Genomic DNA, 13,846 nt, shown 5'->3' with positions numbered 1-13,846 from the left:
CGGTCAGGGACGAGGGTCACGCACCCACGGCTCACCCGGGTCGGATGTGGTGGCGACCCGGGTGAGCGTGCTGGTGCGGGTGGTCCGGACTACTGGCCGGCGGCGGCGATCAGCTTGTCGAACGTCGCGTTCAGGTCGTCGTTCACGGTCTGGCGCTCGGGGTGGGCGTCGTACCACTCGACGATCTCGCGGGCACCGGCGGAGAACGGGATCGTCGCCACGTAGTCGGGGACCAGCCCCTTGACCTTGCTGTTGTCGAAGATCACCGAGTGGGCCTTGTCGCCGAGCAGCGCACCCTCCAGCGAGGGTTCGGCCGCGACGATCGTGTCGGAGGCGACGTGGACCAGCTTCGCCTCGACGCCCAGGGCGGTGCCGAGCGCGGTGTAGATCTGGTTCCAGGTCAGCGACTCGTCGGAGGTGATGTGGAAGCTGTCCCCCACGGCGGCCGGCTGGCCCAGCAGCCCGACGAACGCCTTGGCGAAGTCGACGTGGTGGGTCAGCGCCCACAGCGAGGTGCCGTCGCCGTGCACCACGACCGGCAGGCCGCGGCGCATCCGGTCCAGGTCGGTCCAACCGCCGGTGGTCGGGATCGCGGTCCGGTCGTAGGTGTGCGACGGGCGCACGATCGTGGCCGGGAAGCCCTTGTCGCGGTACGCCTCGACCAGGAGGTTCTCGCAGGCGATCTTGTTGCGGGAGTACTCCCAGCGCGGGTTGCGCAGCGGCGTCGACTCCACGATCGGCAGCCGGGCCGGGGGAGTCTGGTACGCCGAGGCGGAGCTGATGAAGACGTACTGCCCGGTGCGGCCGGCGAACAGGTCGACGTCGGTCTGCACGTGCTCGGGGGTGAACGCCACGAAGTCGACCACCACGTCGAACTCCCGGTCACCGAGCGCCGCCCGCGCCGACTCGGGGTCGCGGATGTCGCCCTGGATCACCTCGGTGCCGTCGGGTACGGGGCGGATCGAGGTCGAGCCGCGGTTGAGGATGGTGAGGTCGACACCGGTCTCGACGGCGCGGGCCCCGCACGCCGAACTGATGATGCCGGTACCGCCGATGAACAAGACCTTGAGCGACGTCATACGGTCGGAGACTCCTCTGCTTCGCTCTGCTACGCGGGACCCGGATCGCCGGGTGGCGTACGGGTCTGGCCCTGCCATCCTTCCACCGGGCGGCCGGACTCGCGCCGGTCACTTCCGGTGCTGGTCGCTCCTGTCAGCGCTCGGTGGCGGGGTCGAGCACCGGCTTCACGTCCAGGACCGGGGTGCCGTCCAGCGCCTCCAGGTCGGCCACCCTGACGCGGAGGCCGTCCACGGCGACGATGCGTACGCGGTGCAGGCCGATCGGGTTCGGGCGGTCCGGTGAGCGGGTGCTGAAGACGCCGGCGAGCGGCCTGGTCCGGTCGTCGCGCGGGTGGACGGCGAGGACGTCCCGGTCAGCGCGGTGCAGCCAGGTGAGTACGAGGACGTCGTTGCCGGGCCGCAGGTCGCGCAGGGCCTCCTCGACGTCGGGTACGAAGACGATGGTCGCATCGGGTGCGCCCTCGTCACCCTGCTTCGGCGCCGCCGCCGGATCGTGGAGCGGGGACTCGACCACGCCGATCGGCCGCACGGCGTACTGGCTGTGGTGTTCGTTCCTCTCGTTCGTCTCCTGGTCCATGGGGGTGCCCTCCTGTGCTCGGCGCCGAACGGCCTGCCGTCTCTGCCGTATGGTGCCCGATTCCGGCCACCCGTCGTACGCGGAGCCAACCTCCGTGACCCGTAACCGCACTATGGGGCATGTCCCAGTCTGGTTCGGTGGTGGAGGAGCCCGACGCCGATGACGCCGGTGACGCCGACGACGTGGTGGACGCCGCGGACGAGATGCTGGTCGGCCGTGCGCGGGCAGGTGACAAGGCGGCGTTCGCGACGCTGGTCCTCCGTCATCGCGACCAGGCGCGCCGGCTGGCCAAACGCGTACTGAACGACCCCGAGCTGGCGCGGGACGCGAGCCAGGAAGCGATCGTGGTGGCGCTGGTGAGCCTGGAACGCCTCGCCAACCCGGCCAGCTTCGGGCCGTGGCTGTGCGGCATCGCGTTGAACGTTGCTCGCCGCTGGCTGCAGGAGGTCGGCAGGCTCGGTCGCCTGCCGGAGACGGACGTGCCGGACCGCGGTCCCGGACCTGCAGACCTCGCCGAGACGTCCCTCCTCGCACACCGTGTACGTCGTGCGATCGGCGACCTCGCACCAGGTCAACGCGATGCGGTGCTTCTTTACTACCTACAGGGCCTGAGTCACCGCGAGGTCGCGGCCGAACTCCACATAAGCCCGGGTGCTGTCAAGGCGCGCTTGCACCAGGCGCGAGCCGCGCTGGCGCCTCGGCTGACTCCCCTTGTCCAGGAGGATTCCGTGTCACACACGCCAGCACGTCAAGCGCCGACGCAGCCGCGGTGGGTGGACGTCTCCGTCGCCGGGATCCGGCGTCCGGGCGGCGAGGACGCCGGTCTCAAGGTGCACATCGTGATCCTGCGGGAGAACGACGGCACCCGGGAGCTTCCGATCGGCGTACTCGCCAACGCCGCCCTCGCGCTGACGATGATCGTGGAGAGCGTGGAGATGCCGCGCCCCATGACGCACCAGTTCACCGCGAACCTCCTCGGCGCGGCCGGCGCGCTGGTCACGGAGGTGCGAATCAACGAACTCGCCGGTGGCAGCTTCTATGCGTCCGTCCTGCTGGACGGACCGGCCGGGCAAGGCGAGATTGACGCTCGGCCGAGCGACGCGCTGTGCCTGGCCTGCATCACGGGTGCGCCCATCCGGGTGGACGAGCGCATTCTGGCCGACCCGGCCGCGACCGGTTCGAACGAGTGGCGTGACTACCCGACCACCGAGTCCGACCTGGCGGAGGAGATCCGCCGAGCTTCCGGAGCGAGGTAGCTGCCGGCGGTGCTCCGGTCGGCGGGCACAGGTCGGACGAGCAGGTGCCGGTCGGCCCACGACCGGCAGGGTGACCGATCGATGTAGGCGGTCTGCGTGCTCTCGTGGCGAGGCAACCGGTCCGTGCCGTCAGAGGTGGGGGCGTCCCCAGGTGACGCGCGCCCCGGCGCGGAGGTCGAGCCGGTCACCGACGCGCCGGATCTCACCTGCCGCCACGAGGTCGTCGAGCAGGTCGCGGACAGCTCGGTCGAACTCGGCCGCCGTCGCCTCGCCCATGTGGGTACGGGATCCGCCGACCTGCGAGTGCCGTGCCTCGACGTACTCGTCCACCGTCGGCCGCCAGGCCTGCGGGCCGCACGTTCGCTGGCCCAGCCTGGTGAAGTGGCCGTGGCTTTCCAGCTCAGCTGGAACGTCGCGCCGCCGGTAGTCGCGTGAGGGGGAGTAGCGGGCGAAGATCTGACCCAGCTGGGAACCCAGTGCGGGCGGCCAGTCCCAGGAACGCTCGACGACGGCGAGCACGCCGCCCGGCGCCGCCGCCTCGGCGAACCTCGGCAGCGCGACGTCCCAGTCCATCCAGTGCAGGCTCTCGCCGGCGGTGATCAGGGCGTACGGCGGATCGAGGTCGGCGTCCTCCGCGGTGCCCCGACGCCAACGCAGGTTGGGGCTGTCGCCTCCGGGAAGATCCCGGCCGCGGGCCAGCATCGCCGCGGAGCGGTCCACGGCGTCGACGCGGCCGACCAGGGGCGCCAGCCGCCGCGCCAGGTCGCCGGTCCCGCACCCGATGTCGAGCACGGCGTTGTGGGCAGCGCCACCGGCGAGCTCGGCCAGCAGTCGGATGAGGTCGTCGGGGTAGGGCGGGCGACGGTCGTAGACCTCGACGATCAGCCGGTCCTGGAACCACCCGCCGTAGTCGGTGCTGCTGGTTTCACCGCTGCCACTGGTGGTGCCACTGCTGGTGCCGCTGGACGATGTCGTGGACATGACTCTTTCTAGCAAGCTTCGTCATGGGAGTCCCTGAGTGTCGGTGCCCTGTCGTACGGTGACCGGCATGGCCACATGGACGATCAACGCCGAGCCGGTGGACGGGCACTGGGTGGACGACGCGATCCGGGACTACTTCGCCGAGGTCGGTGTGCGGATCCTCGGCCGGCCGGCCACCGACGAGGAGTTGCGGACCGCCCTGGTCGCCGACCCGCACCACGACCTGCGGCCGCCGCAGGGTGAGTTCCTGGTCGCGCGGGACGAGGTGGGCGCACTTCTCGGCTACGCCGGGGTCCGGCTGCTGCCTGCCGTCCCGGGAGCCGCCGAGCTGAAACGCATGTACGTACGCCCGGAAGGTCGTGGATCGGGCCTGGGCCGAGGGTTGCTGCTGGCGGCGGAAGCCGCGGCCCGGAAACTGGGTGCGTCGCGGATGGTCCTGGAGACCAACAAGCAGCTGTCCGAGGCCCGCGCGTTGTACGAGGCGCACGGTTACCGCGAAACCCGGTCCTACAAGGCGTCCCACGACGGCGCCGACCACTGGTACGCCAAGACACTCGCGGCCGACCCCGGCTGAACGCGGTCGGCGACCAGGGCTCCGGCCTACGCTGCTGCGCATGGCGTTGCAGGACGACGGGGACGTCGCCTTCCGGGTGGCCGACAGCCGGGTCACCGCGACCGTGACTCTCCTGTACGAGCGGGCGACCGCGCGCCGGCTCGGAGAGGTTGAGCCCGTCGTGGCCGACCGGCGGCTGGTGGAGGTGCTCCGCGCTCGCCTGGACGCGCCGCGAACCGTGGTGGTCGTCGGGGAACGCGCGGGCGAGACGGTGGCCTGCTGTTTCGGGAGTCCGCTGCGCTCGGCCGACGGCGTTCTGTCCGAGACCGAGGCGCACGTCAGCCTGGTCGCGGTGGCCCCGGCGTACTGGGGACTCGGATACGGCCGGGGCGTGCTGAGCTTCGCCGAGCGGGCCCTGGCGTCTGTCGGCTACCAGGGCGCGCAGTTGCACGTGCAGGCTGCCAACACCAGGGCGCGGAGGCTGTACGAACGCTGCGGCTGGACGCTGGTCGGCCCGGGCGAGCCGCACAGGGACGGGCCGCAGGTCGTGTACGGGAAACGCCTCCACGATGGCGGCATCGCCGCAGACGTCCCTCAGTCCGAATCCTCCTCGGACGCATCCTCAGATGCCGGCGGCAGGGTCGGGTAGTCGGGCATCGGGTAGAGCCCGACCGCGAAGCCGTAGACCGTGTCCCCGGCGCGGGGCAACTGGTCGAACTCGTGGATCACCTGGTCGACCCGTCGCCAGAACTCCTTCGCGCGTTCCTCGGGAATCCGCGCGTGCCGGAGGAAGGCGCGCATCCGGCCGTCCTCGTATGCCGCGGCCGACTCCTTCGCCGCGACCTCGAAGTCGTTGAAGTCGTGCGGGAGCGTGTCCCCGTCGGCGGACTGCCGGCCGAGGCCCACGTAGAACATCCGCGCGGTGCGGCCGTAGTAGCGCTCCTCGATCGCCCTGACCCGCCGGGTGCGGACGACTCGGAGCAGGCCGGCCCGGACGAGGAGGTTGACGTGGTGGGCGACCGTGCTCTTCGGGCGTTTCACCGCAGCCGCCAGCTCCGTCACGGTCGCGGCCCGCTCGTGCAGCAGCCCGAGGAGGGTCGTACGCAACGGGTCGCTGATCGCCCGCACCTGTTCGGCGGTGGTGAGCTCGCGCCGGTCGTCGAGGTCGTAGTCCGGGGCAGGGGTATTGCTCGACATAGTTCGATCAGACTAGCATCGTCGATCGTTCGAGATATTTGGATCATTAGCATCGAAAGTGAGCGACGCCATGGCCGAGGTCGTGCTGTTCCACCACGCGCAGGGACTGACTCAGGGAGTGGAGGCCTTCGCGGCCGAGCTGCGCCGGGCCGGCCACACCGTGCACGTGCCGGACCTCTACGAGGGGCACACGTTCGAGACCCTCGAGGACGGTCTGGGGTACGCGCGGGAGACCGGGTTCGGGACCGTCAACGCACGTGGGCTCGCCGCCGCCGAGGGGCTCGGTGACGGCCTCGTCTACGCGGGCTTCTCGCTCGGCGTCATGGCTGCGCAGCAGCTGGCCCAGACCCGGGCCGGCGCCCGGGGCGCGTTGTTCTTCCACTCCTGCGTGCCGGTTGCGGAGTTCGGCACGTGGCCGGCGGGCGTTCCCGTGCAGGTGCACGGGATGGAGGGCGACCCGATCTTCGCCGACGAGGGCGACCTCGACGCCGCACGGGAGCTGGTCGGCTCGGTCGAGGACGCCGAGCTGTTCCTGTATCCGGGCAAGGAGCACCTGTTCGCCGACTCCTCGCTGTCGTCGTACGACCAGGCGGCCACCGAGCTGCTGACCCGCCGCGTGCTGGACTTCCTCGCCCGGATCCACTGACCCGGCCCGCTGACAACGACGCGCACCGCGGGCGAGCTCGGTGACCGTCCGCGCTCAGCGGGGATCGACCTCGCCGAGCGCGGCGGCGAGCACCGTCGCCTACCGGGCCCGTTCGCCAACGTGTACTGAGTTCTCTGCCCTTCGTGGCTACTCCGGCATGTGCCCGTTCTACCGGTCGGCTGCGGGTTCGTGGATGACCAGGGGATCGGTCAGGAGCGCCTGCCAGGACGACAGGGATGCGGACTGCTGCATGCGTTCGGCAAGGGGGCATGGCCGTAGGTCCGCGGCGAGCAGTGAGTCCGTGGGCAGCCACACCGCACGGTAACTTCCTGACGCGGAGTCGGCCGGGCTGTCCATCTCCGGTCCGTCGCCGGTGCCGAACGTGCCGCCCACCGAACGGGCGAGGAAGTAGCGCTGTTCACGGCCGTGGAAGTGCACGACGGCGACCAGTCCGGTGATGCGTACCTCGACACCGAGCTCCTCCGCCGCCTCGCGTACCGCCGCGTGCACGTAGTCCTCGCCGGATTCGAGCTGACCGCCCGGCAACACGTGATAACGCCTGCCTGATCGAACCCGCTCGACCGCGGCGACGCTTCCGTTCTCGACCAGGATCACTCCAGCGCGCGGCACGCGGCCCATGCTAGGCAACGCGCTTCGACGTGCCCAGGATTCAGAGGCGGCGGGTGGGCGGACGCAGTGCCCACGACAGCAGGGCCAGGCCGGCGAACGCGAACGGCGCGACCAGGCCGCTCAACGGCTGGTGCGCAGCGACGGTCGACGCGATGGCGCCGAGCAGGTCGATCATGACTCCGGCGTACGCCCACTCCTTCAGCCGGGGCAGGTGGGGCGCCACCAGCACCACGGCGGCGGCGATCTTCGCCGTACCCATGATCGTGGAGAGGTAGCTGGGATACCCGAGCTCGATCATCACCGGATAGAACGGCGGCATGCGCAGCAGGTCCATCGCGCCGCCGATCGCGCACTCCCCGACCAGGAGTGCGGTGGCCGTCCAGTAGAGGCCGGCCCGCCAACGGGGCCGGGCCGAAGGCGCTGGAGCCGCCGGCCGGGACGCGGTTGTCGTACGACTCATTCGAGGAACCTCCCGCCGGAATCGGCCGGATCGTATCGATACGGATCCGTTCCTTTAGGATGGACGGTACGCGTCCGATGGAGGTGTGGCAATGTCTTCGGTCAAGCCGTCCGCACCGAAGCCGAAGGATCCGCGGCAGCCGATCTCGCGAGGCGCCGGCGCGCGTCAGCGAGTCCTGCGCGCCGCCCTGGAGGTGCTCGACGAGCACGGCCTGCCCGGCTTCACCATGGAGGCGGTGGCCCGGCGCGCGAACGCCGGCAAGGCCACGCTGTACCGCCACTGGGACAGCGCCGGTGCCCTCCTGGTCGACGCCATGGACGCGACGTTCCAGCCGTTCCCGGTCCCCGACACCGGCCGGGTCGAGGCCGATGTCGCGCACCTGCTCGGCGCGTTCGTCAGGCTGCTGGAGGAAACGCCGTTCCCCCGCCTGCTCGCCGCGTTCGTCGACGCCGCCGAACGTGACCCGGCCCTGGCCGCCCTGCACGCCGACCTGACCGAACGCCGACGCGAGCCGGTCCTCGTCGTACTCGAACGTGCCCGCGCGCGCGGCCAGCTTCCCGACGACCTCGATGCGGAGCTGGTCACCGACCTGCTCACCAGCCCGTTCTTCTACCGCCGGTTCGTCGCCCACCGTCCCATCCCGGACGGCATGGTGGACGACGTGATCGCCCACGTGCTGGGAGTCAGGCGGTCGGCCACGCGCTCAAAACGCCGTGACGAACGAGCACCACTGATGCCAGGCTGGCCCGCATGGGTGCAGATCTTGGGCCGTGGGAGCCAATGTCGGTCGGAGAGGTCGCCGGGCTCTTCGGCACGTTGACGACGCCGTGGTGGATCGCGGGCGGGTACGCGATCGAGTTGTTCCTCGGCCGTGCGTTCCGCTCTCACGACGACGTCGACGTACTTCTCCTGCGCCGTGATCAGGAGAAGGTGCACGAGGTGTTGCGCGGATGGGACATCCACGCGGCCGACCCTCCCGGCACTCTCCGGCCGTGGCCCGCGGGGGAGACCCTGCCCGAGTCGGTGCACGACATCTGGTGCCGCGAACGCCCGGACGGTCCGTGGCGGGTCCAGGTGATGCTGGACGAGGCCGAGGGCGAGGAGTGGGTGTCTCGCCGCGACCGCCGGATCCGTCGACCGATCTCCTCGCTCGGGCTTCGTTCTCCGGACGGAACGCCGTTCCTCGTTCCGGAGGTCCAGCTGTTCTACAAGGCCAGGGGTGCGCGGCCGAAGGACGAAGCCGACCGCGCGGCCGCCCTGCCGGTGCTGGATCGCCAGGCACGGCAGTGGATGGACGACGCGCTCGCTCTCACCGCGCCGGACCATCCCTGGCGAGCAGGTCTCGTCTGAGGTCGTAGAGCCGGACGACACGAAGCCTGGTTTCGGCGAGGCGGCTGCGGCACAGCGGTTGCGGCATGCGCGCCGCGGCAAGGACGTCATCGAGCTGGGCTGCGGCACCGGGTACGTGTCGTCATGGGTCGCCCGTGCCGGTGGGAGACCGGTAGGGATCGACAACTCCGCGAAGCAGCTTGCGGCGGCGCAGGCGATGCAGGAGGAGTTCGGGATCAGCTTTCCGTTGCTGCATGGCAACGCCGAGCAGGTGCCCTATCCGGACGCGAGCTTCGACCTGGCGATCAGTGAGTACGGAGCCGCCGGGCCGTCGTCGTACCGACAGCTGACAACCGTGCCTTGACACCTCTGTGCTACAACGCCCAGAGAGCGAGACCTGTCCCGATGCCGACGACCACGACGGCGCCGAGCACGGCGAGCAGGACGCGGGCCGGGAACGACCGCCGCAGCATGATAAGCGACGGGAGACTCAGTGCCGGAAGGGTGACGAGCAGCGCCCCCACCGGACCCGCGCCCAGGCCGGCGTGGAGGAGTCCCTGGATGATCGGGATCTCTCCGGCCGTGGGAATGACGAACAGCGCCCCGGCAACGGCGAGTACGACCAGTGCGAGGACGCCCCACTCGGCCAGATGCCCGCTGATCGGGAACATCCACGCGCGGACGGCGCCGAGTCCCAGAACGATGACGAGGTACTCCGGCACGAGCGTGAGTGACAGCCTGCCGAACGTCCGGGCGAACCGACCCAGTGCCGCACGTGGGGTCACGCTGGTGTCGGTCTCCTCGTCCGCCGACCAGGTGGGTTCCGCGGTCGGCTGCGGGCTCAGCCGCGCGACCAGCGGCGGGACGAGGAAGACGAGAAGGATTCCCGCCACGATCCGCACGCCCACCCACTGCAGGGGCAGTACGACCGCCATGAAGACCAGCACAGCCGGGTTGAGGGTGGGGTTACCGATCCAGTACGCCAGGGCCGAACTGGTCGGCACGCCACTGCGACGAAGCGAAGCCGTCACCGGGGCGGTGCAACAGGTGCACATCATCGAGGGCATCGAGAGCAGCCCGCCGGCCAGCGACCCGCCGAGGCGTCGCGGCCCGCTGGTGAGCACGCGGAGCAGCCACTGCCGCGGCAGGAACGCCTCCACCGCCGAGGCGATGACCAGCGCGGCGAGCAGCGCCATCCACACCGACTTGAAGTACGCCAGCCCGAAGGACCAGGCCGCATGCCATGAAGGTGCCGGTGGCGCACCGGATCCGTCGGTGATGGAGGAGGTGGCGTCCAGTCTGCCGCTGTGGAGAACCCCGGCCGTCTTGTGGACGTACGGCAGCCACTTGGCCCACGTCAGCGCGCCCACAAGAAGTACGACAAATACGGTCAGCCCGACCAGCATGCTCTTGGCCGATGGCCCCGACGGTGTGGACGACGGTGATGAAGGAAGAGCCGACGATGAGGGTGGCGCAGTTCGAGCGTCCCTGCCCGCGGCCCTGGTGTGTTCGCTCATGGCGTTTTCTCCGCCTTCACTGTCGTAGGCGCAGCAGTCCTGTTCCAGGTGTGGCGCGTCCCACGACGGCACAGGTGTGGCCGGTGGACTCGAGCCGGTCGAGCACCTTCGGCACCGCGTCTGGCGTCACTCCGAAAAGGAGGCCACCGGAGGTCTGCGCGTCGGCGAGCAGGCTCACGGTCAGTTCATCGGTGCGTCCAGGGTCCAGCCGGTCGCGGATCCACTCCAGATTGCGCGCGGATCCCCCGGGCAGGTGACCTTCGGCGGCCAGGTCGCGCGCGCCGGGAAGCACCGGTACGGCGGCGGTGTCGAGGTCGACGTCCACCTCGGACGTCCGCGCCATCTGACCGAGGTGGCCGAGCAGGCCGAACCCGGTCACGTCCGTGCAACCGCCGGCGCCCGCGTCCAGCGCCACGGCCGAGGCGTCGGCGTTCGTACGGCTCATCGACGCGACCATCGCTGCCACCGCTTCGTCGGACGCCTCGCCGGCCTTGGACGCCGTGGAGATGACACCGGTACCCACGGGTTTGGTGAGCACCAGCACGTCGTCAGCGCGCAGGCCGGAGTTGCGCAGCACGCGGTCGGGATGCACCTCACCGACCACGCTCAGCCCGAACTTCGGTTGCGGGTCGTCGACCGTGTGACCGCCGGCGATCACGAAGCCGCACTCCTCGGCGACCTCGGCCGCGCCGGCGACCACCTCGTCGAGCAGGGCGTGGGAGAGTTCGGCCGCGTTCCAGCAGACCAGGTTGAGCGCGAACAGCGGGCGGCCACCCATGGCGTACACGTCGGACACCGAGTTGACCGCCGCGATCCGACCCCAGACCCGGGCGTCGTCGACGATCGGTGTGATGAAGTCGGCGGTCGACACGAGGGCGCGGTTGTCGTCGAGGCGCCACACCGCGGCGTCGTCGCCTGTCTCGGTCCCCACGATCAGGTCAGGGTGACCGGCGTTCAGGTGGCGCAGGACCTGCGCCAGCTCGCCAGGGGCGAGTTTGCCAGCTCAACCAGCCCGGTGGCTGTAGCTGGTGAGCCGCCTCGGCTGGTGGTTCATGGCCGTCCCCTTCGGTAGGTTCGCTCCTGCAGCCTAGCCACGACAGAGCCGTTCGGCCGAGACCTCGTGTCCCTCCTCGGACGGAGTTGTCTGGCGGAGAGAACGGAGGAGCGCCTCGTGGGCAGTACGACGGATGCGCGGTCGTTGACCGCGGAGGAGCTGGCCGGCTGGGTCAGGGACGCGAGCAGCCGGCTGGCCGAACTGGTCGCCGACCTGTCCGACGAGCAGATGGTCGGGCCGAAGATCCCGACGATCAACCCACTGATCTGGGAGATCGGCCACATCACGTGGTTCATGGAGACGTTCGTGCTGCGGCGTGCCCTGGCGGAGCCGCCGATCTTCGGCCACGGTGACGCGATCTGGGATTCCGGCGCCATCCCGCACGACACCCGCTGGTCACTGGTGCTTCCGTCGCGGAAGGAGACGCTCGGCTACATCGACGAGGTCGCCGAGCGGGTGGCGGACCGGCTCGGGCGGCCGGAGGCGACCGCGCAGCTGCGGTACATCAGCCGGTATGCCGTGCACCACCACGACATGCACACCGAGGCGCTCACGTACACGCGGCAGACGCTCGGCTACCCCGCACCCACACTGCCCGGGGCGGCCGTACCGAGCGAGGTGCCCGACGCGCCGGGGGGAGGCGGCCCGCTGGAGGGGGACGCCTCGATTCCGGGGGGTCGGTTCCTCCTCGGTGCCGATCGGGACGCGGAGTTCGTCCACGACAACGAGAAGTGGGTCCATCCGGTCGACCTCGCACCGTTCGTGTTGGCCAGGGCGGCGGTGACACAGGCCGAGTACGCCGCCTTCGTTGACGAAGGCGGCTACCGGCGACGGGAGGTGTGGGGCGACGACGGCTGGGCCTGGCGGCGTGGCGCCGGAGCGGACGCTCCGGTCTACTGGCGGCGCGGGGCGAACGGTTGGGAACGCCGCGACTTCGACCGCTGGGTACCCCTGGAGCCGCACCGGCCGGTGAGCCACGTCTGCTGGTACGAGGCCGAGGCATACTGCCGGTGGGCCGGCCGGCGGCTGCCCACAGAAGCGGAGTGGGAGGCCGCGGCGATCGGGCAGCCGGACGGGTCGGGCGGACTTTCCCCGCGAAAGCGGAGGCTTCCGTGGGGAGACGAGGCGCCGGAGGCCCAGCACGCCAACTTGGACTGGCAGCAGCTCGGCACCGCCGACGTCGGCGCCTACCCCGCGGGGGACAGTGCGTTCGGCTGCCGACAGATGGTCGGCAACGTGTGGGAGTGGACGGCCACCACGTTCGAGCCGTACCCGAACTTCGAGCAGGACCCTTACCGGGACAACTCCTGGCCGTGGTTCGGCAGCCGCAAGGTGCTGCGCGGCGGGGCCTGGGCCACCCGGTCGCGGTTCATCCGGGGGACGCTGCGCAACTACTTCACGCCCGACCGGCGCGACGTGCTCGCGGGGTTCCGGACCGCGGCCGTGGGCTCTGCGGACTCAGCGAGCTGACGGGCCGGGGGGACCGATGCGGATCTGCCTGGTCACCCCGGCTCCGCCGCGCAGCTACCACGGCAACCGCGTCACCGCGCTGCGCTGGGCGGCCATCCTGCGCGAGCTCGGCCATTCGGTCGAGGTCACCCAGACCTACGATGGCGGCCCGACCGACCTGCTGATCGCCTTGCACGCACGCAAGAGTGCCGATGCCGTACGACGGGCCCGGGCCGAGCACCCGGCCACTCCGATCGTGCTCGCGCTCACCGGCACCGACCTCTATCCCGACCTGGACAGCACCGGCGTCGACCCCGGAGTCCTGGCCGCGGCCGACCGGCTGGTCGTCCTCCAGTCGCTCGGGGTGGAGCAGATCCCCGAGTATCTGCGGGGGCGGGCCCGCGTCATCGAGCAGTCGGCCGAACGACCACCGCCCGACAGTGCTGCGCCCCCCTCTCTGGAGGAGGCCCACTTCGCGGTCGCCCTTCTCGCGCACGTACGGCAGGTCAAGGATCCGCTCCTGGTGGCCGAAGCCGTACGTATGCTCCCTGCCGACTCGACGATTCGGGTTCAACACGCCGGTGCGGTCATCGAGCCCGAACTCGGAGCCCGGGCCGAGGAGGAGTCGCGGACGAATTCGCGCTACACCTGGCTGGGTGAAGTCCCGCCGCCGGACGCCCAGCGGTTGTTGGCCCGCAGCCGCCTGCTGGTCTGCCCCTCGCGGCACGAGGGCGGGGCGAATGTGGTTTCTGAGTCGCTGGCGGCCGGCGTGCCGGTCGTCGCCACGAAGATCCCTGGTACGGAAGGGATTCTCGGCGCGGACTACCCCGGCTATTTCCCGGTCGGGGACGGCGAGGCCCTTGCCGAGCTGCTGTACCGCGTCGAACGTAACCGTGAAGGCCTGTATGACGATCTCCTACGGGACTGCGGGCGGCTGGCCGACCTCGCGTCACCAGCGCGGGAGCGGGACGCCTGGGCCGCACTTCTGGCCGAGTTCGGCGAAGCGGCCACACGCAGCCAGGAGTGACCCATAGGTCGCCGCGCTTCCGGTCAGGGGAAAGCCCGACGCGAGTTCGCGCACCTGGTCGGCATCCACGCGCCGATGCTACCGACCGGCA

The 13,846-nt window shown here is 70.6% G+C and carries 17 protein-coding genes; 9 read left to right on the top strand and 8 right to left on the bottom strand.

Features of this window, described 5'->3' with window-relative positions; translation table 11 throughout:
* Positions 1–89 precede the first annotated feature (89 nt).
* Both ABZV93_RS22745 and tsaA read right to left on the bottom strand, forming a co-directional pair.
* Positions 90–1,079, bottom strand: coding sequence for an SDR family oxidoreductase (locus ABZV93_RS22745; protein WP_354939384.1), 990 nt, complete (start codon positions 1,077–1,079; stop codon positions 90–92).
* Positions 1,080–1,212: 133 nt separating this feature from the next.
* Entirely contained in the window at positions 1,213–1,656 is a 444-nt protein-coding gene (gene tsaA, locus ABZV93_RS22740) for a tRNA (N6-threonylcarbamoyladenosine(37)-N6)-methyltransferase TrmO (protein WP_354939383.1), read from the bottom strand.
* A gap of 119 nt (positions 1,657–1,775) precedes the next feature.
* Between tsaA and ABZV93_RS22735 the strand changes: the two genes are divergently transcribed.
* The gene (locus ABZV93_RS22735; RefSeq protein ID WP_354939381.1) at positions 1,776–2,912 is read left to right on the top strand and encodes a bifunctional nuclease domain-containing protein; all 1,137 of its coding nucleotides are present in this window, start codon (positions 1,776–1,778) and stop codon (positions 2,910–2,912) included.
* Between the two features lie 129 nt (positions 2,913–3,041).
* Here ABZV93_RS22735 and ABZV93_RS22730 read toward each other — a convergent pair whose 3' ends face one another.
* Positions 3,042–3,893, bottom strand: coding sequence for a class I SAM-dependent methyltransferase (locus ABZV93_RS22730; protein WP_354939379.1), 852 nt, complete (start codon positions 3,891–3,893; stop codon positions 3,042–3,044).
* Between the two features lie 67 nt (positions 3,894–3,960).
* On the opposite strand from ABZV93_RS22730, the gene ABZV93_RS22725 reads away from it, so the two are divergent.
* Together ABZV93_RS22725 and ABZV93_RS22720 are read left to right on the top strand one after the other, a co-directional pair.
* Complete coding sequence (locus ABZV93_RS22725) at positions 3,961–4,467, top strand: GNAT family N-acetyltransferase (protein ID WP_354939377.1); 507 nt, start codon at positions 3,961–3,963, stop codon at positions 4,465–4,467.
* A gap of 40 nt (positions 4,468–4,507) precedes the next feature.
* Positions 4,508–5,095 carry a GNAT family N-acetyltransferase gene (locus tag ABZV93_RS22720; RefSeq protein ID WP_354939375.1) on the top strand — a complete coding sequence of 196 codons (588 nt, stop codon included), beginning with the start codon at positions 4,508–4,510 and terminating at the stop codon, positions 5,093–5,095.
* On the opposite strand, the gene ABZV93_RS22715 is transcribed toward ABZV93_RS22720, so the two are convergent.
* Positions 5,041–5,643, bottom strand: coding sequence for a winged helix-turn-helix domain-containing protein (locus tag ABZV93_RS22715; RefSeq protein WP_354939373.1), 603 nt, complete (start codon positions 5,641–5,643; stop codon positions 5,041–5,043). The two genes, ABZV93_RS22720 and ABZV93_RS22715, sit on opposite strands and share 55 nt — an antisense overlap.
* Before the next feature lie 58 nt (positions 5,644–5,701).
* Between ABZV93_RS22715 and ABZV93_RS22710 the strand changes: the two genes are divergently transcribed.
* The gene (locus ABZV93_RS22710) at positions 5,702–6,289 is read left to right on the top strand and encodes a dienelactone hydrolase family protein (protein ID WP_354939371.1); all 588 of its coding nucleotides are present in this window, start codon (positions 5,702–5,704) and stop codon (positions 6,287–6,289) included.
* Between the two features lie 168 nt (positions 6,290–6,457).
* On the opposite strand, the gene ABZV93_RS22705 is transcribed toward ABZV93_RS22710, so the two are convergent.
* Together ABZV93_RS22705 and ABZV93_RS22700 are read right to left on the bottom strand one after the other, a co-directional pair.
* Complete coding sequence (locus tag ABZV93_RS22705) at positions 6,458–6,928, bottom strand: NUDIX domain-containing protein (RefSeq protein ID WP_354939369.1); 471 nt, start codon at positions 6,926–6,928, stop codon at positions 6,458–6,460.
* Between the two features lie 31 nt (positions 6,929–6,959).
* Complete coding sequence (locus ABZV93_RS22700; protein WP_354939367.1) at positions 6,960–7,379, bottom strand: DoxX family protein; 420 nt, start codon at positions 7,377–7,379, stop codon at positions 6,960–6,962.
* Between the two features lie 91 nt (positions 7,380–7,470).
* On the opposite strand from ABZV93_RS22700, the gene ABZV93_RS22695 reads away from it, so the two are divergent.
* From ABZV93_RS22695 to ABZV93_RS22685, 3 genes are read left to right on the top strand one after another with little or no spacing between them, the layout of a single operon-like run.
* Entirely contained in the window at positions 7,471–8,199 is a 729-nt protein-coding gene (locus ABZV93_RS22695) for a TetR/AcrR family transcriptional regulator (RefSeq protein ID WP_354939365.1), read from the top strand.
* On the top strand, positions 8,160–8,729 hold the full coding sequence (locus ABZV93_RS22690) for an amino acid transporter (RefSeq protein WP_354939363.1): 570 nt from the start codon (positions 8,160–8,162) through the stop codon (positions 8,727–8,729). The genes ABZV93_RS22695 and ABZV93_RS22690 overlap by 40 nt, the downstream gene beginning before the upstream one ends.
* A 58-nt stretch (positions 8,730–8,787) precedes the next feature.
* The gene (locus tag ABZV93_RS22685) at positions 8,788–9,072 is read left to right on the top strand and encodes a class I SAM-dependent methyltransferase (RefSeq protein ID WP_354939361.1); all 285 of its coding nucleotides are present in this window, start codon (positions 8,788–8,790) and stop codon (positions 9,070–9,072) included.
* A 10-nt stretch (positions 9,073–9,082) separates the two neighbouring features.
* Here the strand turns inward: ABZV93_RS22685 and ABZV93_RS22680 are convergent, their stop codons facing one another.
* Positions 9,083–10,078, bottom strand: a complete 996-nt coding sequence (locus tag ABZV93_RS22680; protein WP_354939359.1) for a permease — start codon at positions 10,076–10,078, stop codon at positions 9,083–9,085.
* A gap of 163 nt (positions 10,079–10,241) precedes the next feature.
* The gene (gene selD, locus ABZV93_RS22675; protein ID WP_354939357.1) at positions 10,242–11,279 is read right to left on the bottom strand and encodes a selenide, water dikinase SelD; all 1,038 of its coding nucleotides are present in this window, start codon (positions 11,277–11,279) and stop codon (positions 10,242–10,244) included.
* 117 nt (positions 11,280–11,396) lie between these two features.
* Here selD and senA point away from each other — a divergent pair, with 117 nt between their 5' ends.
* Both senA and senB read left to right on the top strand, forming a co-directional pair.
* Positions 11,397–12,749, top strand: a complete 1,353-nt coding sequence (gene senA, locus ABZV93_RS22670) for a selenoneine synthase SenA (protein WP_354939355.1) — start codon at positions 11,397–11,399, stop codon at positions 12,747–12,749.
* 16 nt (positions 12,750–12,765) lie between these two features.
* Complete coding sequence (gene senB, locus ABZV93_RS22665; protein ID WP_354939354.1) at positions 12,766–13,755, top strand: selenoneine biosynthesis selenosugar synthase SenB; 990 nt, start codon at positions 12,766–12,768, stop codon at positions 13,753–13,755.
* Positions 13,756–13,846 lie beyond the last annotated feature (91 nt).

The organism is Actinopolymorpha sp. NPDC004070, from assembly GCF_040610475.1.
In the GTDB taxonomy this organism is placed as follows: Bacteria; Actinomycetota; Actinomycetes; order Propionibacteriales; family Actinopolymorphaceae; genus Actinopolymorpha.
The sequence above is the reverse complement of the archived record's forward strand: the minus strand, read 5'-3'. Positions and strand labels throughout refer to the sequence as shown.